This window comes from Desulfovibrio fairfieldensis (assembly GCF_001553605.1).
Lineage (GTDB): Bacteria > Desulfobacterota > Desulfovibrionia > Desulfovibrionales > Desulfovibrionaceae > Desulfovibrio > Desulfovibrio fairfieldensis.
The window spans coordinates 1,369,057-1,389,433 of the sequence record NZ_CP014229.1; the positions used below are offsets into that span (position 1 = coordinate 1,369,057).

Here is a 20,377-nt window from a genome sequence, read left to right on the forward strand (position 1 = left end):
ACGGGACCGGCTGCGGCCAGAGGCCTATGCAGGACGGCATACTGACGGTCCGTGCCCTCACGGAACAGTTGCGCAGAAGTCTGGAGGGGCGCTTTCCCTTCGTCTGGGTACGCGGCGAGGTGAGCAATCTCTCTCGCCCCGGTTCCGGGCATATTTACTTCAGTCTCAAGGACCAGGATGCCCAGTTGCAGTGCGTCTGGTTCCGGGGGCAGCAGCGCCAGGCCGAGCAAGGGCAGGCCTTTGACCCGCTCACCGGCGAGGTTTTTGATACGCCCCGCCCCTCGCCGTTGGAATTGTTGCGCAACGGCCTGGACCTGCTCTGCGCCGGGCGGATCAGCGTCTATGCCCCGCGCGGCCAGTACCAGCTGCTGGTGGAACTGGTGCAGCCCACGGGCCAGGGTCTGCTGGCCCAGGCCTTTGAGGAGCGCAAGCGCAAACTGGCGGAAGCCGGGTACTTCGCTCAGGAACGCAAGCGCCCCCTGCCCTGGAACCCGCAACGGGTGGCCCTGATCACCTCGCCCAGCGGCGCGGCCATCCACGATTTTCTGGAGCTGGCCCAGAATCGGGGCTGCGGCGCGGAGATACGCCTTTTCCCCGCATCGGTGCAGGGCGAGGAAGCCGCTCCGGAAATCATCCGGGCCTTGGACGAGATCAATGCCCAGGGCTGGGCCCAGGTTATTGTGCTGATCCGGGGCGGCGGCTCGCTGGAAGATCTCTGGGCCTTCAATGAAGAGGCCGTGGCAGAAGCTGTTTTTTGTTCACGGTTGCCCGTGCTGGCGGGCATCGGCCATGAGGTGGATGTGACCCTGGCGGATTTGACCGCCGACCTGCGCGCGGCCACGCCCTCCCATGCGGCGCAACTGCTCTGGCCTTTGCGCGCGGAACTCCGGCAACGCCTGGACGAGGCGTTTGCCGCTTTGCGGCGGGCCGCTGCCAGCCGCCTTGAACACGCGGAATTGTTGTTGCGGGAGCGGGAAAACGCCCTGCGCTGGTTTTCGCCCGCGCGCCATCAGGCCCGCCTGTCCGAGCAGGTGACGCGCTTTTCCCTGGTTTTGCAGCGCGCTGCCCGGCAATGGCTCGCGGACAAGGGCAGCGCCCGGGAACGCCTGGAACTGGCCCGCAGGGCCGCGCTGACCCCGGAGAAGCTGGATGTGCGCCAAGCGCATCTTGCCTTGTTGCATGCAGCCTTGGGAGCGGCCCTGCCGCACCGTCTGAGCGATGCGGAACATACGCTGGCCCTGGCGGGAAATCGTTTGCGAACAGCGAGCGACGCCTGGCTGGAAAACCGCTCCCGCCGTCTGGAAAGCCTGGAATCGGCACTGGCAGCCAATGATCCGTCGGCTCCGTTGCATCGGGGTTACGCCTTGGTGCGCACGGCACAGGGCGGCATCCTGCGTTCGGTGGGGCAGACGGCTCCCGGCCGGGATATTGAAGTGCGCCTGGCCGACGGCCGTCTGGCCGCCGTGGTCAGGAGCGTCAGCCCGGAAGAAGCGCAATCCGGTGAGGAAAAAGAATGAAAACTCTGTTGAGCATGGCCATGCGCCGTCTGGTGCTGCTGGCGACCTGTCTTATGTTCAGTATTCCGGTTCTGGCCGGAGTGCGCCTGGAAGCGCCTGAAAAGGCGGCCAGGGGCGACGCCTTTCTGGCGCAGGCCATCAGCGACCAGCCGGTCCGGCACTTTGTTTTTCATTGGATGGGCAAGACCTTTACGGCTGCCGCGCAGGCTGACAGCCAAAACAGCGGCCAGTGGCGGGCAGTGATCCTGTTGCCCGTGCCCCTGGATGAAAAGGCCGCCGGTCTGGAACTGGGCGTGGCTGCCGTGCCCGAGGTGAAAAAGGCCAAAAGCGCAGCGCCGACGGCGCAAACCAGCCTGGCCCTCTATGACAAAGACCGGCCGGTGCAGAAACTCACGGTGGACAAAAAATATGTCAATCCGCCTGCTTCGCAGCTGGCCCGGATCAAAAATGACCGCGAAAAAGTGCGTCAGGCTCTGGCCCAGCCCCTGCCTGAACGCCTCTGGACACTGCCCTTCGCGCGACCCGTTCCGGGTGGGGTGTCCAGTCTGTTCGGCATGAAGCGGGTGTTCAACGGCCAGCCGCGCAGCGTGCATCGCGGTCTGGATCTGCGCGGGGCGCAGGGTTCGCCCATTCAGGCCTGCGCCGACGGCCAGGTGGCTCTGGTGGACAATCTGTATTTTTCCGGCAATGTGGTGTACATCAACCACGGTGAGGGCGTTTTCAGCTCGTATCTGCATATGTCCGAAGCCAAAGTCCGGCCCGGCGAGCGCGTGCGCAAGGGCCAGATCATCGGCCTGGTGGGGGCCACCGGACGGGTGACGGGGCCGCATCTGCATCTTTCGCTCATTGTGCAGGGCCAGTCCGTGGACCCGCAGCCTTTTCTCGCCGCGTCATACGTCCCGGCCGGAGCTGATTCGACCCGGACCGCCCACGGTCTGCCCGGCGTTTCCGGCGTCCAGCGCCTTCCGTCCGCCAATTCGGCTAATTCCGGGAGTCAGGCCCAATGAGCCCCAAGAAAGAAAATCTTTTCGAGAAAAAAATGGCCCGCTTGCAGGAAATTGTCAGCGCCCTGGAATCCGGCGACCTTCCGCTGGAAGAGGGCATGGCCCTGTACAAGGAAGGCGCGGCATGTTCACGTTTTTGCCGTGAACAATTGGAAAAAGCTCGCCATGAACTCTCCCTCTGGCAGGACGGCGAGCTGAAATCTCTGAATCCGGATGAGGTAGGGAGTACAGCACGCGGCCAAGGGCCGCAGGAGGCGGAATAGCCGTGATGCCCGTGGAAAAAATGAAAGCTCTGCTCAAAAGCCGGGGCAGGGAAGTGGAAACGTATTTGTCCGCCTGTCTGGATGGCCGCCCCATGCCGCCGCGCCTTAAGGAGTCCATGCTCTACAGCCTGCAGGCCGGGGGCAAGCGGCTGCGCCCGGTGCTCTGCCTGAGCTGCGCCGCCCTCTGCGGCCTGGAGCCGCAAAAGGCGCTGCCCTTTGCGGCGGCCATTGAGATGATTCACACGTATTCCCTGATCCACGACGATTTGCCTGCCATGGATGACGACGACCTGCGGCGCGGCAAGCCTTCCAACCACAAGGCTTTTGACGAGGCCACGGCCATTCTGGCCGGGGACGGCCTGCTGACCGACGCTTTTGTGATCATGTGCCGTGCGCCCGTGCCCCCCGACAGGCTGCTCCGGGCCGTGGCCGAACTGGCTTTGGCCGCCGGGGCGTCCGGCATGGTGGGCGGGCAGGAATGGGATATGATTTATACCGGCCGTTCCCGGGTCAGCCTTGAGGAATTGCGGGGCATGCACGCCATGAAGACCGGCGCCCTGCTGCGGGCCTCCTGCGTGTGCGGCGGATTGCTGGCCGGGGCTGAGGACAAGGCGCTACGGGCCATCAGCGATTTCGGCTCGTCTCTGGGTGTGGCCTTTCAGATCGCCGACGATATTCTGGATGTGGTGGCGGATACGGCCACGCTGGGCAAACCCGCAGGCAGCGACGCGGAGCAGGGCAAGAATACCTATCCTTCCCTAGTGGGCCTTGAGAAGAGCCGTGAGCTGGCCCGCGCCCAGGCTGGCGCGGCGCAGGCGGCGCTGGCGGGCTTTGCCGGGCCGGAGGCCGATTTCCTGCGCGCTCTGGCCGATTATACCGTGAACCGGGCGGCCTGAGATGAGCCAGACGGCAGCAACGTCCCTTCTGGACGGCATTACCGACCCCGCGCAGGTTGCGGCTCTTTCCGAGCCTCAACTGACCGAGCTGGCGGAAGAGGTGCGTCGGCGCATCATTGAGGTGGTGGCGCACAACGGCGGTCATCTGGCCCCCTCGCTGGGCGTGGTGGAGCTGACCCTGGCCCTGCTTTCCACTTTTGACCTGAACAAGGACAAACTGATCTGGGACGTGGGCCATCAGGCCTATGCCCACAAGTTGCTCACGGGCCGGGCCGACAGCTTCCATACGTTGCGTACCTTGGGTGGCCTGTCGGGCTTTCCGCGCATGGCTGAAAGCCCTTACGATCACTTCGGAGTGGGCCATTCCTCCACATCCATTTCGGCAGCGCTGGGCATGGCCCTGGCCCGGGATCTCTCGGGTCTGCGCCACCATGTGCTGGCGGTCATCGGCGACGGCTCGCTGACCGCCGGAGAGGCTTTTGAAGGGCTCAACCTGGCCGGACACATGGGGCGTCGGCTTATTGTGGTGCTCAACGACAATGAGATGTCCATTTCCTCCAATGTGGGCGCGCTGTCCCTGTTCCTGAGCCGCACGCTTTCGCGGCGCTGGGTGCGCCAGACCCGCCGGGAAGTGCTTAGGTTCCTGCGCTCCATTCCGCGCATCGGGCAAAAGCTGGCGCTCTACGCCATGCGCGGCGAATGGAGTTTCAAGTCCTTCTTTACGCCGGGCATGCTCTTCGAGGCTTTCCGCTTCACCTATATCGGCCCGGTGGACGGGCACGACATCCCGGCCCTGCGGCGGCATCTGCAAATGGCCGCGGCCGTGGAGGACGGGCCGGTGCTGCTGCACGTGCGCACCCGCAAGGGCAAAGGCTACGCCCCGGCGGAAAAGAATCCCACCCAATACCACGGCGTGGGCCTGTTCACGCCGGAAACCGGCCTGCCCGTGGCCTCGGCGGCGCTGCCCACCTTTACCCGCGTTTTCAGCGACACCCTGCTGGAACTGGCGGAAAAGGACGAGCGGATCATCGCCATCACGGCGGCCATGCCCGAAGGCACGGGCACCAACCGTTTCAGGGAGCGCTTTCCAGAGCGTTTTGTGGATACGGGCATCTGTGAGCAGCATGCGGTGACATTTGCCGCCGGGCTGGCCAGCCAGGGCTACCGGCCCGCGCTGGCTATTTACTCCACTTTTTTGCAGCGCGGCTATGACCAGGTGATCCACGACGTCTGCCTGCAAAATTTGCCCGTGACATTCTGCGTGGACCGTGCCGGGCTGGTGGGCGAGGACGGGGCCACACACCATGGGGCCTTTGATATCGCCTACTTGCGGCACATTCCGCAGATCCGGCTGTTGGCCCCGCGCGATGAGGACATGCTGCGTCACAGCCTGAGAACAGCTCTGAACGGCGACGGCCCCTGCGCCCTGCGCTACCCGCGCGGCGCGGGCTTCGGCGTGCCCTTGGAAGGGGGGCCGCGTCTGCTGGTGCCGGGCATGGGCGAAGTGCTGCGCCAGGGCGAAAAAATCGCCATCATCGCCGTGGGCAACCGCGCGCACCCGTCTCTGGAGGCCGCGACACTGGTGGAAAAAGAACTGGGCTTCAGCCCCCTGGTTTTTGACCCTGTCTGGCTCAAGCCCCTGCCGGAAGAGCAACTGGCGGATCTGGCCCGGCGTTTTGACCGCATGCTGATTGTGGAAGAAGGCGCGCTGGCCGGAGGCTTTTCCTCGGCTGTTCTGGAATTCCTCAATGATCACGGACTGCTGCGCGGCCAGCGTATCCGGCGTCTGGGCCTGCCGGACAGTTTTGTGGAGCACGGCAAACAGTTGCAGCTACGTGAGCTGGTGGGGCTGCGCAGCCGGGGCATTGCCCGCGCCGCCATGGAGCTGGCCCGTGAATATTAAGGATTTTCCGGGGTGAATGATCTCATTTTTCAAAGCAACATTGCTCCAAGAAACGGTAATTCTCCAGATGGCCGAGAGCCGAAGGGCAGAGCGGTTCGCACCACGGTTTACGGCCACAGAAGTGGAGCAGGCTGCCTTCAAGCTGGTCCGGCGGCAGCAGCCAGCGTCCGGCCACGTGCAGCTGATAGTTGAAGCGTTCCCCCAGCCAGTGCAACGGCAGACGGCGGAAGAGCAGGTTCAGAGCGTCCTGATCCGGATAGAGCAGGGGGCGCGCAGGACAGCGGCCATGAGATCCGGAAAATCAGCACCGCCCCTTGAAGGGGTGGTGCTGATTTGGCCCTATAAGGGCCTGTTACTCGTCCGCCCCCTGAAGGAGGCCAGACCTGACTTCCGCCGCTATTCCCAGCGACCCATAAATGGGTCTTTATGTTCAAACAAACTATGCTGATCGGCTATTTTGTCTCGTATCTCTTGCTCACGAATATACTTCAAAAGAGTAGCTTCATTCACCCCTACCGTGCTGACAAAATAGCCTTTGCACCAGAAATGACGGTTCCCAAACTTATATTTCAAGTTTGAAAACTGCTCGAATATCATTAACGCGCTTTTTCCCTTCAAGTATCCCATGATTTGTGCCACGCTATACTTGGGAGGTATTTTTATGCACATGTGGACATGATCAACACATGCGTGCGCTTCTAATATCTCAATCTTTTTGTACTCACACAACCTCCTTAATATCAGGCCAATTTCTTTCTTGTATTTGCCATAAATAATTTTGCGCCTGAATTTCGGTGCAAACACAATATGATATTTGCAATTCCAACGCGTGTGCTCTAAACTTTGATCATCTATTGTCGCTCTCCTTTGCTACTACGGAAGTCAGGACAACTTTTTTGTAGCAAAGGAGAGCTTCTTTTTGACAGCTATAGGCTTCGCCTTTTTGGAACTCCCCGCTTAGCGGGGAGTTTTCGATCATAAACAAGGCGCGCAGGCGGCGCGGATGAAAGACCAGTACGCCGCTGTTGAAGTAGTGCGCAGGGTCCAGGCCTTTTTTCACTATTGCCCGCCCGCGCCTTCGACCGTCTGATTGCGCACGCAGGACAACAGCGGCTCTGCTCCCGAGCCTCCTCCCATAATTCCCTGATGTCCAATGTGCAGCAGACATCGCAATCCAGATAAATGACCTGTTCCTCGTCCAGCAGGCGGGGCAGATGAAGACGGTAGAGAGAACCGGGCCCGAATTGCGGGGGCAGGCCGGCGGCAATCTCCTGTGGCGGTTCCGGCACCGCATGCAGACGCAGGCTCTGGCCGAAATATTCCGCAACCGTGGCAAGCCGCGCTTTGCCGACGGGCGTCAGACCGGCATCGTGCAGAAGGGCCGTGACCGGGCTTGCGGTGCGCCTGAAAATACAGCCGCGGCATGCAATGCATAGTTGCCGTCGTGATCATGGAAAGCCAGGGCCACGTGGATCATATTTTTCCTTGCGCATTGAGGCTGCCCACCTCATGCGAGACGAGCGTCCGGGAAAAACGCATTGCGCCGCCCTTGAGTCCGGCTTCAATGCCGCCGGGCAGTTGAAAGCGGGTATTGCCGCGTCCCTCGCGCAACGCGGCGTCCAAATCCAGCAGCGTGCGGGAGCGGGCTTGCCCGCCCGAGTCCCCGGTCGCCCGGCCGAGCAGCAGACGCACAACTTTGAGGTAGAGACGTAAACGAGCCGCCGGGTGCAACGCCGCCAACAGCGCGCGGGGAAGAATCAGGCAGGGACGCCCGTCGTGTTCTTCCTCCTGCCAGGGATGAGCGGCCAGCGCTTCAGACAGGGTCTTTTCCCAGTAGTCCGCGTCCCATTGCGCCAGTTGCCAGAGCGCGGCCATGCTTCTGTCCAGTGACGGGTTTTCCGCGCGCAGCAGGGGGAGGACATTGTGACGCAGGCGGTTGCGGGTAAAGGCCGGGCTGTCATTGCTGGCATCTTCCCGCCAGGCGATGCCGCATTGGCGCAACAGCTCCCTAAGCGCCTGCGGCCAGGTGAAAAGCAGGGGGCGCAGCAGGCGGCGGGTATCGTCGCGGGCCGCCATGCCGCCCAGCGCGGGCCAGCCCGTGCCGCGCGTAAGGCGCAGCAGCACGTCCTCGCTCAGATCCTCGTTATGATGGCCGAGAGCCACAAAATCCGCTTGCCGCGCGCGGCGCTCCTCTTCCAAAAGAGCGTAGCGAGCGTGGCGCCCGGCTTCTTCCAGGCCCCAGCCCTTGCCGGCCGCCAACCCGGTTACATCCGCGTGGCGTTGTACGCACGGTATGCCGAGCCGCGCGCAAAGATCGCGCGCGCAACGGGCATCCGCGTCGGCCTCGGGCCGCAGGCCGTGATTTACGGTCAACGCGAAAAGGTCAAGCCTGAGACGCGGGGAAAGAATACGCAGGATGCAGGCCAGAGCCGTGGAATCCGCCCCGCCGGAAAGCGCCAGCACCAACCGGGTGCCGCGCGGAAGTTTCAGACGGCGCAGGCAGAAGCGTTCCACCGCGAGGCACAGCCGGGCGGAAGCTGGGAGCAGGCTGCGCAGTTCCGGCAAAGAATTCATGCAGCAGATGAAGGTTAACCGGTGATCCCCAGATCAACCAGTAATTGCTCCAGATAGGCGATCATATGCGCGCGCAGTTCCGGCCCGGCATAGTGCACACAGTCGCAACGCAGGCGGCCCCGCGCCCGTACCAGCAACTCCAGGCGCAGACTGTGCTCTTCCAGCTCCAGGCCCAGCACATAGGGGCCACAGTCCGCTTGATGCTCGCGCTGTACCGGCGAAAGCCGGGCTTCGGGCACGGGCAGCCAGTAAAGGCCGTCCATGCCCGAACTGAGCTCCATATCCTTCAGGGCCTGAGCCAGACGCGCCGTGTCTTCGGCGCTGAGGTCGTCAATGCCATACCAGCGCATCAGTTCTTCCCGCTACAGGTACAGACGTTTTTGTCCAGATTGAAAATCCGCCGCACAGTGCTGATGCGCGACGCCGCCCCCTCACGAGCCATGCCGTCGCCTTTGAGAAACATGATGGGATCATGGTTCAGCTTGCGCACCAAAGCGTTGGCCATGGTCTCCAGGGCTTCGCGGCTTGCGTCGTCCAGCGGGCCCAGGCGTTTGAGGGTTCGGGTCAGCTCCTCCTGTGCCGCGCGTTCCCCGCGCTGGATCAGGTCCACGATAGTGGGTTGGGCGTCAAGGCTGCTGAGCCAGTGGGCAAAAAATTCCACTTCCTCATTGACGATTTCCGTGGCTTTGGCCGCCTCGTCCCGGCGGTTTGCCAGATTTTCTTCAACAACTTCTTTAAGATCGTCAATGTCGTAAAGATAGACGTTGTCCAGGCCGTTGACGTCCGGGTCAATATCGCGGGGCACGGCAATGTCGATAAAGAACATGGGCCGGTTTTTACGCGCCTTGAGCACGGCGCGGATGTCACGGGCCCGGATGACGGGTTCCGGCGAGCCGGTGGAGGTGATGATGATGTCCACCTCCGTGAGATGCCCGGCCAGTTGCTCAAAGGGGATGGCCCGGCCGTGGAACTGTTCGGCCAGCTCCTGGCCGCGCGCGAAGGTGCGGTTGGCTACCAGAATTTCATCTATACCGGCCTGCAGCAGGTGGGTGGCCGCCAGTTCGGCCATTTCGCCCGCGCCTACCAGCAGGGCCTTGTGGGAATGCATATCCCCGAAGATTCGTTTAGCCAGCTCCACTGCCGCGTAGCTGATGGATACGGCGCTGGAGGCCACGGCAGTTTCCGTGCGCACCCGTTTGGCTACGGAAAATGCCTTGTGCAGCAGGCGGTTGAGAATCACGCCCGTGGCATGGCTGTCCACAGCCTTGCGGTAGGCGTTCTTCAACTGACCCAGGATCTGGGGTTCGCCCAGGACCATGGAATCCAGGCTGGAGGCCACGGAAAACAGATGGCGCACGGCTTCCAGGTTCTGATGAATGTAGACGTAAGGCCGGAGTTCGTCGGCTTTCGCGCCGCGCGCCCTGGCCCAGCATTCCAGCACCTGGCCGGACACGTCGCCCGTGCCCGCGGCCAACAGTTCCACACGATTACAGGTGGAAAGAATCATGGCCTCGCTCACCGCCCCGGCACAGGGCAGGGCCCAATGCTCCTCGTCACAGTGGTTTACCAGGGCGAAGCGCTCGCGCACATCCACGCCCGCCGTGCGGTGATTGAGACCCACAAGAAAGATATCGCAGTCCATAGCAATGCCCGGTTAGCGTCGGATGAAGGCGTGATGCGTATCCATGAAGGTGTTCACCACAATGATTGAAAACAGACAGAGAAGGAAAATAAAAACGGCCAGCCGCGCCGGTTTGCGGCCCTTCCAGCCGTTAGCCAGACGGTTGTGGAACAATACCGCGAACAGCAGCCAGACCACGATGCTGATGACTTCCTTGGGGTCGCCGGTGACCGTGGCCCCGAAGACGGGTTTGGCCCAGATCAGACCTGCCACGATGCCCAGGGTGTAGAGCGGAAATGCCGTCAGGGTGGTGAAGGCGTTGATTTTATCCAGCATGGAAAGGGCGGGCATATCCTGCCAAAAGCCCTTCATGCTCTGTTTGCTTTTGATCCGCCCCTCCAGAAAAAGAAACAGCGCCCCGGCGGCAAAGGCGAGGGCCAGCAGTCCCAGGCTCAGGAACAGCGCGCCGATATGCAGGGCGTAAAAAGGGGCTTTGAGCGAAGGGGGCACCTGCACAAGGGCGCTGAGGTAGGGCGCGGACATGGCGAAGAGCATCAGGCCCAAGGGCGCGGCAAACAGCAGGGCTGTTTCCTGGCGCAGCTTGAACCAAACGGCCAGACCGCAGAGCAGCACAAACCAGGCCAGCATCTGCAGATACGCGCCCAAGCTCAGACCGCCGGGCAGGGCTTTGTGAAAGCCCGTGGCCAGCATCAGGGTCTGGCAGATGAAACCGGCCATGGCCAGCCAGCAGCCCAGCCGTCGCCACAGGGGACTGCGCATGATCATGCCCGCAAGACCGACGATGCTGGCCAAGGCATAGAAAATCAGAGTTATCAGCGTTGAGGCTTCAGGGGAGATCATCAAGCAACTCCGCTATGTGAACGTGTAAAACCGGGGGCAGTTCCGCCAGAAGCCACTGTCGGCAGCTTTGAAGGTCGCCTTCGGCCAGCCAGTGCTGCAAAGGCGATGCCGCCACCCTGCGGAACAGCTCTGTATTCTGCCCTGTCTCGGCGTGCAAGGCAAGGACCAGAGGCCGCAGGCGGCCCATCAGGAGCACCATACGGGCGCGCGGGGCCAGCCAGCCCTCCAGTTCGCATCGCCAGCGCCGGGCCAGAGCCGGACTGGCCCCGCCTGTGGACAAGGCCGCCGCAAGCCCGTCTTGCCGGGCCACGGCGGGCACGCTGAAAGCGCCCAGCTCGGGCGCGCTGGCACAGTTGCAGAGCACATTCGCCTCCCGGCACAAGGCGGCGATACGGGTGTTTTCCACCGCGCTGCCGGTAGCCGCGAATACCAGGGCGCGACCTTGTATATCCGCCGGAGTACAGGTGCGGCTTTCAAAGCACGCCCTGGGGTCTGTCAGCAGGGCTGCGGCTTCGGCAGACAGGTCTTCCGCTCGCAAGATATCCAGAACCAGCACTGAAGCCGGGCCGCAAGCCAGCAGACCCTCTAGCTTGCGTCGCCCCACGCCGCCCAGGCCCGCCACCAGACAGGCGCGGCCTTCCAGCGAAAGAAAAATCGGGTACAAAGGGGCGTGCGGCGAGGGCATCGACATACTTGAATAACTTTTGTTGCGGATTTAAAGAAGTGATTCCCGATAGTATAGCACCAAGCATGGTTTTGCAAAGGGGCTTTGTCTTGCCTCGCGGAGGTAAATACGCTAACTCCAAGCTGCTACGGCAGATTTCAGGCTTTCCACAATCTTTGTTTTTTGGGGGGGGCGAATTCCGCTCTCTTTCTGATCATCAAGGATGGCTGATGTCGGCATTTCTGGTTTTACAGGCGGCTCGCTTCGGCGATCTGGTACAGAGCAAACGGCTGATCCGCACCCTGGAGCAGCGGGGCCGGGTGCACCTTGGCGTGGACGCCGGGCTTGTGCCTCTGGCCCGGCTGCTGTATCCCGCCGCCGAAGTCCATGGACTGCGCCTGCACGGCCGACCGGACGCCGCCGTCCTACTTGAAAACCGGGCAGTCTTCCGCCAGTGGCGGACCATGGATTTCCAGGCAGTCTATAATTGTAATTTCGCCGGGCTCACCGCCGCCATCTGCCGTCTGTTCGAGGCGGAGCGGGTCATGGGCTACCGTCCGGCACGAACGGCAGCGGGAGGCATCACGCGCTCGTCCTGGGCACGGCTGGCCTTCCGTCTGAGCGAGCGGCGGGCGTTCTCTCCCCTGAACCTGGTGGACTTCTGGGCGCATTTCGCACCGGCTCCCCTGGCGGCGGAACTGGTCAATCCCCCGGCAAAACCCGGCGGCCAGGGCCTTGGCGTGGTGCTGGCCGGACGTGAATCCCGCCGTTCACTGCCGTTGCCCCTGTTGGGCAAAATGCTGCAAACCCTTTTCAGCCTGCTGGACGGCCCGCGTATTCGCCTGCTGGGCACGGCGGCGGAGCAGCCCGCCGCGCGCAAGCTTTTGCGTTTGCTGCCCGCGAAAGTTCAAGAAAAGGTTGAAGATCTGAGCGGAAAAACCGACTGGCCCGGTCTGGTTCATGCTGTGGAGGGCCTTGACGCCCTGGTCACGCCGGATACGGGCATCATGCATCTGGGGGCGCATCTGGGCGTGCCGGTACTGGCTTTTTTTCTTTCCTCCGCCTGGTGCCATGAAACCGGTCCCTATGGCCGGGGACATTGGGTCTGGCAGGCCTCGCGCGCCTGCGCGCCCTGTCTGGAATCCGCTGCCTGCCCGTATCAGGTGGCCTGTCTGGACGCTCTGCACGGAGAGGGCTTTTTGCGCTCCCTGGCGGCGGCCGTGCGGCCCGAGGCGCGAATCACAGCCGCGCCGCCGGACGGCCTGCAGGTCTGGCGTAGCGATTTGGACGCCTTGGGCGGCGTATTACGCCTGCACGGCGGCCATGATGAATACGCCCGACAACGGACTGTGACGCGCGCTTTGCTGGCGGACACCCTGCATTTGTGGGAAGTGGATGCGCAGAATGGGAACGCGCTGTCCACTGCTCTGGACGTCGCGGAACATGCGGAACTGGCGGACCTGCGCGACTGGCTTTATAAGGATACGGATTGGATGCTGCCGCCCGGGAGGTATTGCTGATGCCCGCCACGTCGTTACGCATTTTGGTGATTCTGCCCATGTACGGCGGTTCGCTGCCCATAGGCCGGTATTGTGCCTCGGCCCTGCGCGGACTGGGGCATACGGTGCGGCTTTTTGAAGCCCCTTTGCTTTATCCGGCATTTACCGGCCTCAAGGGATTGGGCCTGACGCCCGCCCAGACCGTGCCGCTGGAAAATTCTTTTTTGCAGGTGGTGTCCCAGGCCATCTGGGCCCAGGTGCAGTCGCTGGAGCCGCATTTTGTGCTGGCGCTGGCCCAGGCCCCTATGAGCCGGAGCCTGTTGCAACGACTGCGGCGCGCCGGGGTGCGCACGGCCATGTGGTTTGTGGAAGATTACCGGATCTTCAACTACTGGCGGACCTACGCGCCTTTGTATGATGCCTTCGCGGTCATTCAGAAAGCCCCCTTCCTCTCGGAGCTGGCCCGAATCGGGCAGGCCCATGCCTTGTATCTGCCTCTGGCGGCCCTGCCGGAATTTCACAAGCCGCTGGAATTGAGCTTGGCCGAGCAAAAGGAATATGGTTCGGACATCGCCTTTTTGGGCGCGGGCTATCCCAACCGGCGGCTGGCTTTTCGGCCCCTGGCCGGGCGGGATTTCAAAATCTGGGGTTCGGACTGGGAAGGTGAAAGCTTGCTGGCCGGGAATATCCAGCGCCGGGGCGCGCGCATCAGCGAAGAGGAGAGCGTCAAGGTCTACAATGCCGCCAGGGTGAATCTCAATCTGCATTCCAGCCTGCAGGGCGGCGACCTGGTCGGCCACGGGGATTTCGTCAACCCGCGCACATTTGAACTGGCTGCCATGGGGGCTTTTCAACTGGTGGATCAGCGCTCTCTGCTGGGCGAACTTTTTGCGCCGGATGAGTTGGCCACGTTCACATCCATGAATGAATTTTACGCCGGGATCGACCACTTCCTGGCGCATCCCGAAGAGCGTGAGGCCTATGCCCGCCGCGCTCGGGAACGGACGCTGCGCGAACATACCTATGAGCGGCGCATGGACGCCTTGCTGGACTATCTGGAAGCGGAACTGGGGCCCTGGCCCCAAAGCGGGCCCGAACAGGCCGCGCCGCCGGAGCTTGGTCCGCAGTTGCGGGAAGATCTGGCGCAACTGATGCGCAAGCTGGGCCTTGGTCCGCATGCCGCCTTTGACGATGTGCTGGCCCGCCTGCGCGAGCAGAGCGGGGCGTTGAGCGATCTGGAAACCAGCCTGCTTTTTCTGGACGAGTGGCGCGGGCAGTATCTAAAAAAGTAGAGCAACTTCAGTCAGTTAAAATATGAATTGCTCTTGGTCGTCCTATACGCTTGTGGCCTCCAGATAATAGGGCAGCATAAAGCTCACGGCGATAAGCAGAGCCGCCAGCAGAGTGAGCTTGTGGCGCAGGGCGATGGCGCTGCGGCGCACCATGGTCCAGAGCAGCACGGGAATCAGCCAGAGCAGCAGGCGCGAACTCTCGACAACGGCGTCCTGCGCGCTGAACACCCCATCCTGCCAGTGCAGCCAGATATGCAGGCCGCTGGAAACGAGCAGCAACAGCCAGAGCAGACACCAGGCATTGCGGGCCCAGCCGGCGCACCAGGGAATCATGGTATTGTAGTGGTCCCGGCCGAAGTCGTCGTGCGTGCGCCGCAGGGGCAGCCAGAGCGCGCCGAAGGCGGCGGGCATGGCCAGGACCAGCGGCAGGGTATAGCACAGGGCGCTCCAGAGCGGCGCATTCCAGGCGGGCAGAAAAAGATCGCCAAGGGTCAGGCCGGCGGCGTTCGGGTGGGCCAGGGCGGACAGAAAACGCGCGGCGGCCAGGCTGCTGACCACGGCCACACAGCCCTGAATGCCGCTCAGTACGCCCAGGGTCACATGCAGGACGGGCATATTTTTCAAGGCCTTCCAGAGCGCGTAATACAGGCTGCTGATCAGTACGGCTATGCCCAGCAGCATCCAGCTCATTTCCACCAGGAAGCTCGGCAGGGAATCGGGCGTGTAGCCGTCCTGGGTGAAAAAGAGCCAGATCCGGCCGCCGATCAGCAGCAGCCAGCCCAGTATCAGGCCGAGCACGGCAAGCTGGCGGGCGCATTTGTCGTAAGAGGAGCGCCGCCGGGTGATGGAAAGGATGCGGGCCGTGGCGGACATAAAGCCCATTCCGGCGAAAGCCAGCAGCACGGACAAGGGAACCACCACGCTGACGATGTCAAGGCTGGTCCGCAGCAACGGATAAGCGAGCAGGAATTCGTGAATGGCGTTCATTGCGCGCCGCCTTGTGCCAGAAAGAGGGCCGGACCGGGCATGTTCATGCTGACTCCTTGCAATCTTGCGCTGTCCGAGGCTGATGCGCTATGTTCCTCGGGCGTCATACAGGCCTGTTTTTGCCTGAAAAACGCGGCAGCCGCAAGACTTCTTGAAATACAAAGCGGCTTAGGGCAGAAAAAAGGCGGGAGAACGGTATGAAAAAAAAATTGGTGCTTCCGACGGCCTGCCTTGTTCTGGCAATAGGCGGCTGCGCTTCCACCGGCCAGATGCGGAAGGTAGAGGCCACCGGCGAGGAAAATCAGCGGGTTCTGCGTGAAACGGATCAGCGCCTGCACAATCTGGAAAACAGTGTGGCCGCATTGAACAGCCAGGTCGCCCTGCTGAATAATCGTGTGTATGAAGTGCGCACTCGCAGCGGGCATAAAACCGGCATGACCGTAGTGCCGATCATTCCGCCGCAAACCGCGCGTCACACGACCCCGGCTTCTTCTCCCCAAAGTGCGGCTATGCCGCACGGCGAGGCGACAGGCGGAAAAACGCCGCCTGTGGTGCAGGGCGGACCGGCTGTGGCTTCCGCCAAAAAAATCGATCCCGCCGCGCCTCCGGCGCCTTTTCCCGGCGGTACGCCTTCTGCCAAGGCTGAAAAAGGCGGAGAAAAGCCCGTGGGTCCCTCCGGTCAGGTGGGACGGCCCGAAGCCGTCGCCGGACCTTCCGGTCAGTTGGCGGCCGTCGCTGCTCCGGGCGGCTTGGCCCTTCCCCCCACCGAGGCTCCCTCCACTCCGGCGGAGAAACCGGTTTCGTCCTCCGTTATCGGCGACAAGGGAGCGTCCCAGGTTGCTCCTTCTGCCGACGGCACGGCATCCGTGCCTGTACCCACCCTACCGCCTTCCGATCTGGCCCTCCCGCCGGAACACCCCGGTCTGCCGCCCGTGGATGCGCCTTCGGCTTCCGCTGTCCCCGCCTCGCCTGCGGCGAGTCCCGCTCCCGGCCCCGTGGCAACAGGGGGCCAGCCCACAGCGCCGTCCAAGCCTGCCGCAAGTGCCAAGGGAGAGGAGGCCGCTTACAAGGCTGCCCTCAAGGTAGCGCTTTCCGGTCATTCCGCCGAAGGGATCAGCCGGTTCCGCGAATTTTTGCAGCAATATCCGCAGGGGCGTTATGCGGCCAATGCCGAATACTGGATCGGAGAATGCCTTTACGCCCAAGGCAACTATAAGGAAGCACTGGTCCAGTTCCAGACCGTCAATACCAACTATCCCCGCCATCACAAAAACGCCGACGCCTTGCTCAAGGCGGGCATGAGTCTGAGCCGCCTGGGTGACAAGCCGGGCGCGGCCCAAAAATATCGGACCCTGCTGGCTGATTTTCCCAATTCCGAGGCGGCGCGTATGGCCCGTTCGCGGGGGCTGGCCCGCTGACCATGCGGACAGAGGAATCCATGCCCGCCGGGGCGATGGCCTCTTCCAGCGGATCGGAGGCAGGCCAAGCCGTTCCCACCTGGGCGGCCATGGATGAAACCGCCCGGAGGGAATACTGGGCCAGTCTGGCCCTTCGGCACTGCCGGGGACTGGGGGCACGCTCCCGTGCGCGCCTGTTGCATGCCTTCGGCTCCGCCTATCAGGCCTTGCAGGCGCGGCAACGCTGGGCCGAAGGCGGTTTGAACAAGCGGCAGGCCGCGGAAATGAGTACCGGTTCCTGGCGGGTCACCGCGCGGGAAGAGTGGGATCAGGCCCGCTGCCTGGACGCGGGCATCCTGCTCTGGACAGACGCCCACTATCCCCGGCAGTTGCGCGAACTGCCCGACGCGCCTGTGTTGCTGTATTGCCGGGGCGATATTTCCCTGTTGCAAGCTCCGGCCTTTGCCATTGTGGGCTCGCGTCGGGCCACTTCCCAGGGGCTCGCGGTGGCCGCCTATATGGCGCGCTGTCTCGCGGCCTGCGGCATCACCGTTGTTTCCGGCATGGCGCAGGGAATCGACAGCGTGGCCCACGAGGCTGCCCTGGCCCGCGTGGGGCGCAGCATCGGAATTCTGGGAACGGGCATTGACCAAATCTATCCCCGTTCCGGGGAGCCTCTTTTCCGTGCCATGGCGGAGCAGGGCCTGCTGCTTTCTGAATTTCCTCCCGGCGCGCCGCCCCTGGCCGAACATTTTCCCATCCGCAACCGGATCATCAGCGGTCTTGCTTTGGGCGTTCTTGTGGTGGAAGCGGCCAGTCGTTCCGGCAGCCTGATCACCGCCCGTCTCGCCCTGGAACAAAACCGCGATGTCTACGCCGTGCCCGGTCCGGCCCTGGATTCCCACTGTCTGGGCTGTCAGGAACTCGTGCGCCAGGGCGCGCGGCCCGTGTTCAGCGCCGAGGATGTCCTGCGCGACCTGGCCGCGCAGTTGCAGCCCTTCGGCATCAGCGAGGCCAGCCTGCCGGAGGCTGAAAAGGCTCTGACCCTGCCTGTGCGGGCCGGGGAGGACACGAATCCGGGACAGGCGGCCGCGCCCTCTGAAAAAAATAGAGGTGTGGGATCTGCGGTACCGCCGATTCCTGTTGAAATTCCCTGTGTCGAGGCCGAAGCCCTGGTTCCGCCTGACCGCAAAGAGCGGCTCCTTCACTGTCTGCGCGGGCAGGGCCCCATGCAGGCCGACGCTCTGGCCGTGGCCCTGGACATGCCGATACATGAGCTGAACGCTCTGCTTATCGGCCTGGAAATGCTGGGACGGGTCAAGCGCCTGCCCGGTGCGCGCTACGAGGCACCGGCATGAACAGGCTAAAGCGTGAAGCCGCCCCCGCAATGATGGCAACGGACAGATCGGACAGCGCGGACAAGCCGGATATGGCCGGACTGCAGATAGAGGCATTTCTTTCCTGGCTTGCGGTGCAGAAGGGCGCTTCTGATGCCACGCAAAAGGCCTATGGCGCGGATCTGACCCAATTGGCCGTTTTTTTGCAGGAGCAGGGGGCTGATCTGGCCTGGCCGGGCGAGGTGAGCCGCAAACATATCCAGGCCTTTCTGGCCTGGCTGTTCCGCCGGGGCGAAGCCAAAAGCTCCATGGCCCGCAAACTGGCCGCCGTGCGCTCCTTTTTCCGTTTTTTGCTGCGCAGCGGCCGGGTCAGTGAAAACGTGGCGGCCCAGGTGCGCAACCCACGCCAGGAAAAGCATCATCCGCGCGCGCTCAATGTGGATGAAACCTTTGCCCTGCTGGATACGCCCAAAGCCGCGCCGCCCTCCGAGGCCCACGCCGCGCGCCTGCTCTGCCGGGATCTGGCCCTGGCCGAACTGCTCTATGGCTCGGGCCTGCGTATTTCCGAAGCATTGAGCCTGGATCTGGACGACGCGCAACTGCGTTCCCGCGTACTGCGGGTCATGGGCAAAGGCTCCCGTGAACGTCTGTCCCCCTTGTCCGACACCTCCTGCGAAGCCCTGGCCGCATGGCTGGCGGAACGTTCCTATCTGGCATTGCCCGAGGAGCAGGCGCTCTTTGTGGGCGCGCGCGGCGCGCGCCTGAACCGGCGTGAAGCGGTACGGATCATTGCCGGGCTCTGCCGCCGGGCCGGTCTGGCCTTTACGGTTTCCCCACACAGTCTGCGCCATTCCTTTGCCACCCATTTGCTGGCCGCGGGCGCGGATCTGCGCAGCGTGCAGGAACTGCTGGGGCACCGGCGGCTGACCACCACGCAACGCTATACCCAGGTCAGTTTGGAACATCTGATCCGTGCCTATGATCAGGCTCATCCCCGTTCCGGGAAAAAGTAAAAAAATCACGAGGGATTTTTCTATATTTTTCCGGGAGATTCCGGCTTCAGCGCCGGTTTTGAAGGCGCGCAGCCGGGAAATTTACGGCAAAGGCCTTGGCATGACCCGGACTTTGTGCTAAAGAGAACAAAGCGGTGCATCTGGGGCCGCAAACATAAAAGAACCACACCGGAAGGAGAGACTGTCATGTCCGCATTAGTTCTTGGTCACATGAATCCCGATACCGACAGCATCGTTGCCGCCATTGCCGCCGCTGACCTGTACAGCAAACGCGGTTTTGATGTCACCCCGGCCGCGCAGGGCGCGCCGACCCCTGAAACTGAATTCGTGCTGAAGAAGTTCGGCCTCAGCGCTCCCCAGGTGGTCAGCGACGTTGCCGGCAAAGATCTGTATCTGGTGGACTACTCCGACCTGGCCCAGGCCCCGCAGGGCATGGATTCCGCCACCGTGCTGGGCATCGTGGACCACCACAAGCTGGGCGACGTGACCACGTCCTCTCCTTTGGAAGCCTGGATCTGGCCCGTGGGCTGCACCGGCACCGTGCTCAAGAACATGTATGACTTCTACGGTGTGGAAATTCCCAAGAACATCGCCGGCGGCCTGCTTTGCGCCATCCTTTCCGACACGGTCATCTTCAAATCCCCGACCTGTACCGAAGCCGACAAGAAAGCCGTGGAAGCTCTGGCCAAAATCGCCGGTGTAAGCGACGTGGTGGCCTTGGGCATGGAAATGTTCAAGGTCAAGAGCGCGGTGGACGGCACCTCCATGCACGATCTGGTCTTCCGCGACTACAAAGATTTCGACATGAACGGCAACAAGGTGGGCATCGGTCAGCTGGAAGTGGTGGACCTCTCCATCCTCGACAAGGTCAAGGCCGGTCTGCAGGAAGAAATCGCCAAGGTGAAGGGCGAAGGCCGTCACAGCGTGTTCCTGTTGCTCACGGACATCATGAAGGAAGGTTCGGAGATGCTGATCGTTTCCGATGATCCCGCCGTGGTGGAAAAAGCCTTTGGCGTGAAGCCCGACGGCAGTTCCGTGTGGCTGCCCGGCGTCATGAGCCGCAAAAAGCAGGTTGTGCCCAATTTTGAAAAGGCCTTTAAATAAGTTGAGCCTTTGAAAACGCAAAAACCCCGGCAAATGCCGGGGTTTTTGCGTTTTGAGCAATGGCGGAAGGCTCAGCTTGGCCGCCCGCCGCAGTATAAAAGTCCGGCAGTCGCCAGAATCTGGCCCACGGCCAAGGTAAGATCCCTGTCCAGCGCGGCGGCGGTGAGGACAAGGACCGCCCCGCTTATCAGCGCCGAACGACGATGCAGAAAAAGTCCTGCCGTCTGTGACAGCATACCGGCCAGAAAAAGGGCGGGGAAGAGCCAGAGCGGCATGGGGTCGGCAAGGATGATCACGGCGGCCGGGCCCGCCTGAGTTTCCACAGCCGCCGGGCTACAAACCGCATCCTGAATCATACGGGCGGCGTGCGCAATGAGGCTGGCATCCATAACGTCAGTCTATGCGCAAATTTTTGTCCGGGCAAATGGCGGCCGCGCCATTGTCA

The 20,377-nt window shown here is 62.6% G+C and carries 21 protein-coding genes; 12 read left to right on the plus strand and 9 right to left on the minus strand.

Annotation, left to right across the window (positions count from 1 at the left end; translation table 11 throughout):
* The first annotated feature begins 26 nt into the window (after positions 1 to 26).
* The 5 genes from xseA to dxs are packed head-to-tail and all read left to right on the plus strand — an operon-like array spanning position 27 to position 5,583.
* Positions 27 to 1,517: an exodeoxyribonuclease VII large subunit gene (xseA, locus tag AXF13_RS05780; RefSeq protein ID WP_062254739.1), complete on the plus strand. Its 1,491-nt coding sequence runs from the start codon at positions 27 to 29 to the stop codon at positions 1,515 to 1,517.
* A complete protein-coding gene (locus AXF13_RS05785) occupies positions 1,514 to 2,524 on the plus strand; it encodes a M23 family metallopeptidase (RefSeq protein ID WP_062252008.1) in 1,011 nt (336 codons plus the stop codon). Before xseA ends, AXF13_RS05785 begins: the two co-directional genes overlap by 4 nt.
* Complete coding sequence (xseB, locus tag AXF13_RS05790; RefSeq protein ID WP_062252009.1) at positions 2,521 to 2,784, plus strand: exodeoxyribonuclease VII small subunit; 264 nt, start codon at positions 2,521 to 2,523, stop codon at positions 2,782 to 2,784. The genes AXF13_RS05785 and xseB overlap by 4 nt, the downstream gene beginning before the upstream one ends.
* A 2-nt stretch (positions 2,785 to 2,786) precedes the next feature.
* Positions 2,787 to 3,680, plus strand: a complete 894-nt coding sequence (locus AXF13_RS05795) for a polyprenyl synthetase family protein (RefSeq protein WP_062252010.1) — start codon at positions 2,787 to 2,789, stop codon at positions 3,678 to 3,680.
* A 1-nt stretch (position 3,681) separates the two neighbouring features.
* On the plus strand, positions 3,682 to 5,583 hold the full coding sequence (gene dxs, locus AXF13_RS05800) for a 1-deoxy-D-xylulose-5-phosphate synthase (RefSeq protein WP_062252011.1): 1,902 nt from the start codon (positions 3,682 to 3,684) through the stop codon (positions 5,581 to 5,583).
* A 396-nt stretch (positions 5,584 to 5,979) separates the two neighbouring features.
* On the opposite strand, the gene tnpA is transcribed toward dxs, so the two are convergent.
* Both tnpA and AXF13_RS17235 read right to left on the minus strand, forming a co-directional pair.
* Positions 5,980 to 6,438: an IS200/IS605 family transposase gene (tnpA, locus tag AXF13_RS15830; RefSeq protein WP_083521971.1), complete on the minus strand. Its 459-nt coding sequence runs from the start codon at positions 6,436 to 6,438 to the stop codon at positions 5,980 to 5,982.
* Entirely contained in the window at positions 6,431 to 6,643 is a 213-nt protein-coding gene (locus AXF13_RS17235; RefSeq protein ID WP_223299986.1) for a glycosyltransferase, read from the minus strand. The genes tnpA and AXF13_RS17235 overlap by 8 nt, the downstream gene beginning before the upstream one ends.
* 154 nt (positions 6,644 to 6,797) lie before the next feature.
* On the opposite strand from AXF13_RS17235, the gene AXF13_RS17240 reads away from it, so the two are divergent.
* Positions 6,798 to 7,019 (plus strand): hypothetical protein, encoded by a 222-nt coding sequence (locus AXF13_RS17240; protein WP_062252013.1) that lies wholly within the window; start codon positions 6,798 to 6,800, stop codon positions 7,017 to 7,019.
* A 37-nt stretch (positions 7,020 to 7,056) separates the two neighbouring features.
* On the opposite strand, the gene tilS is transcribed toward AXF13_RS17240, so the two are convergent.
* The 5 genes from tilS to AXF13_RS05835 are packed head-to-tail and all read right to left on the minus strand — an operon-like array spanning position 7,057 to position 11,330.
* On the minus strand, positions 7,057 to 8,157 hold the full coding sequence (gene tilS, locus AXF13_RS05815) for a tRNA lysidine(34) synthetase TilS (protein ID WP_062252014.1): 1,101 nt from the start codon (positions 8,155 to 8,157) through the stop codon (positions 7,057 to 7,059).
* A 14-nt stretch (positions 8,158 to 8,171) separates the two neighbouring features.
* Positions 8,172 to 8,507: a hypothetical protein gene (locus tag AXF13_RS05820; protein ID WP_062252015.1), complete on the minus strand. Its 336-nt coding sequence runs from the start codon at positions 8,505 to 8,507 to the stop codon at positions 8,172 to 8,174.
* Positions 8,507 to 9,799: a glutamyl-tRNA reductase gene (gene hemA / locus AXF13_RS05825; protein ID WP_008684224.1), complete on the minus strand. Its 1,293-nt coding sequence runs from the start codon at positions 9,797 to 9,799 to the stop codon at positions 8,507 to 8,509. Before hemA ends, AXF13_RS05820 begins: the two co-directional genes overlap by 1 nt.
* A gap of 12 nt (positions 9,800 to 9,811) precedes the next feature.
* Positions 9,812 to 10,639: a cytochrome c biogenesis protein CcsA gene (gene ccsA, locus AXF13_RS05830; RefSeq protein WP_062252016.1), complete on the minus strand. Its 828-nt coding sequence runs from the start codon at positions 10,637 to 10,639 to the stop codon at positions 9,812 to 9,814.
* On the minus strand, positions 10,626 to 11,330 hold the full coding sequence (locus AXF13_RS05835; protein ID WP_083521972.1) for a precorrin-2 dehydrogenase/sirohydrochlorin ferrochelatase family protein: 705 nt from the start codon (positions 11,328 to 11,330) through the stop codon (positions 10,626 to 10,628). Before AXF13_RS05835 ends, ccsA begins: the two co-directional genes overlap by 14 nt.
* A 203-nt stretch (positions 11,331 to 11,533) precedes the next feature.
* Here AXF13_RS05835 and AXF13_RS05840 point away from each other — a divergent pair, with 203 nt between their 5' ends.
* Together AXF13_RS05840 and AXF13_RS05845 are read left to right on the plus strand one after the other, a co-directional pair.
* Entirely contained in the window at positions 11,534 to 12,823 is a 1,290-nt protein-coding gene (locus AXF13_RS05840; protein ID WP_062252018.1) for a glycosyltransferase family 9 protein, read from the plus strand.
* A complete protein-coding gene (locus AXF13_RS05845; protein ID WP_083521973.1) occupies positions 12,823 to 14,094 on the plus strand; it encodes a CgeB family protein in 1,272 nt (423 codons plus the stop codon). Before AXF13_RS05840 ends, AXF13_RS05845 begins: the two co-directional genes overlap by 1 nt.
* 42 nt (positions 14,095 to 14,136) lie before the next feature.
* Here AXF13_RS05845 and AXF13_RS05850 read toward each other — a convergent pair whose 3' ends face one another.
* On the minus strand, positions 14,137 to 15,081 hold the full coding sequence (locus AXF13_RS05850; protein WP_062252019.1) for a hypothetical protein: 945 nt from the start codon (positions 15,079 to 15,081) through the stop codon (positions 14,137 to 14,139).
* Positions 15,082 to 15,278: 197 nt separating this feature from the next.
* Here AXF13_RS05850 and ybgF point away from each other — a divergent pair, with 197 nt between their 5' ends.
* From ybgF to AXF13_RS05870, 4 genes are all read left to right on the plus strand, one after another.
* Positions 15,279 to 16,499 carry a tol-pal system protein YbgF gene (gene ybgF / locus AXF13_RS05855; RefSeq protein ID WP_062252020.1) on the plus strand — a complete coding sequence of 407 codons (1,221 nt, stop codon included), beginning with the start codon at positions 15,279 to 15,281 and terminating at the stop codon, positions 16,497 to 16,499.
* 20 nt (positions 16,500 to 16,519) lie between these two features.
* Positions 16,520 to 17,836 (plus strand): DNA-processing protein DprA, encoded by a 1,317-nt coding sequence (gene dprA, locus AXF13_RS05860; RefSeq protein ID WP_062252021.1) that lies wholly within the window; start codon positions 16,520 to 16,522, stop codon positions 17,834 to 17,836.
* Entirely contained in the window at positions 17,833 to 18,828 is a 996-nt protein-coding gene (locus AXF13_RS05865; protein ID WP_083521974.1) for a tyrosine recombinase XerC, read from the plus strand. The genes dprA and AXF13_RS05865 overlap by 4 nt, the downstream gene beginning before the upstream one ends.
* Before the next feature lie 186 nt (positions 18,829 to 19,014).
* Positions 19,015 to 19,932: a manganese-dependent inorganic pyrophosphatase gene (locus AXF13_RS05870; RefSeq protein ID WP_008684207.1), complete on the plus strand. Its 918-nt coding sequence runs from the start codon at positions 19,015 to 19,017 to the stop codon at positions 19,930 to 19,932.
* A gap of 71 nt (positions 19,933 to 20,003) precedes the next feature.
* Here the strand turns inward: AXF13_RS05870 and AXF13_RS05875 are convergent, their stop codons facing one another.
* Positions 20,004 to 20,321, minus strand: coding sequence for a hypothetical protein (locus tag AXF13_RS05875; protein ID WP_062252022.1), 318 nt, complete (start codon positions 20,319 to 20,321; stop codon positions 20,004 to 20,006).
* Positions 20,322 to 20,377 lie beyond the last annotated feature (56 nt).

Coding starts and splice junctions, on each gene's coding strand:
- xseA (WP_062254739.1), top strand. CDS start 27: ATGCAGGACGGCATACTGACGGTCCGTGCCCTCACGGAACAGTTGCGC.
- AXF13_RS05785 (WP_062252008.1), top strand. CDS start 1,514: ATGAAAACTCTGTTGAGCATGGCCATGCGCCGTCTGGTGCTGCTGGCG.
- xseB (WP_062252009.1), top strand. CDS start 2,521: ATGAGCCCCAAGAAAGAAAATCTTTTCGAGAAAAAAATGGCCCGCTTG.
- dxs (WP_062252011.1), top strand. CDS start 3,682: ATGAGCCAGACGGCAGCAACGTCCCTTCTGGACGGCATTACCGACCCC.
- AXF13_RS17240 (WP_062252013.1), top strand. CDS start 6,798: ATGAAGACGGTAGAGAGAACCGGGCCCGAATTGCGGGGGCAGGCCGGC.
- tilS (WP_062252014.1), bottom strand. CDS start 8,157: ATGAATTCTTTGCCGGAACTGCGCAGCCTGCTCCCAGCTTCCGCCCGG.
- AXF13_RS05820 (WP_062252015.1), bottom strand. CDS start 8,507: ATGCGCTGGTATGGCATTGACGACCTCAGCGCCGAAGACACGGCGCGT.
- hemA (WP_008684224.1), bottom strand. CDS start 9,799: ATGGACTGCGATATCTTTCTTGTGGGTCTCAATCACCGCACGGCGGGC.
- ccsA (WP_062252016.1), bottom strand. CDS start 10,639: ATGATCTCCCCTGAAGCCTCAACGCTGATAACTCTGATTTTCTATGCC.
- AXF13_RS05835 (WP_083521972.1), bottom strand. CDS start 11,330: ATGTCGATGCCCTCGCCGCACGCCCCTTTGTACCCGATTTTTCTTTCG.
- AXF13_RS05840 (WP_062252018.1), top strand. CDS start 11,534: ATGTCGGCATTTCTGGTTTTACAGGCGGCTCGCTTCGGCGATCTGGTA.
- AXF13_RS05845 (WP_083521973.1), top strand. CDS start 12,823: ATGCCCGCCACGTCGTTACGCATTTTGGTGATTCTGCCCATGTACGGC.
- AXF13_RS05850 (WP_062252019.1), bottom strand. CDS start 15,081: ATGAACGCCATTCACGAATTCCTGCTCGCTTATCCGTTGCTGCGGACC.
- ybgF (WP_062252020.1), top strand. CDS start 15,279: ATGAAAAAAAAATTGGTGCTTCCGACGGCCTGCCTTGTTCTGGCAATA.
- dprA (WP_062252021.1), top strand. CDS start 16,520: ATGCCCGCCGGGGCGATGGCCTCTTCCAGCGGATCGGAGGCAGGCCAA.
- AXF13_RS05865 (WP_083521974.1), top strand. CDS start 17,833: ATGAACAGGCTAAAGCGTGAAGCCGCCCCCGCAATGATGGCAACGGAC.
- AXF13_RS05870 (WP_008684207.1), top strand. CDS start 19,015: ATGTCCGCATTAGTTCTTGGTCACATGAATCCCGATACCGACAGCATC.
- AXF13_RS05875 (WP_062252022.1), bottom strand. CDS start 20,321: ATGGATGCCAGCCTCATTGCGCACGCCGCCCGTATGATTCAGGATGCG.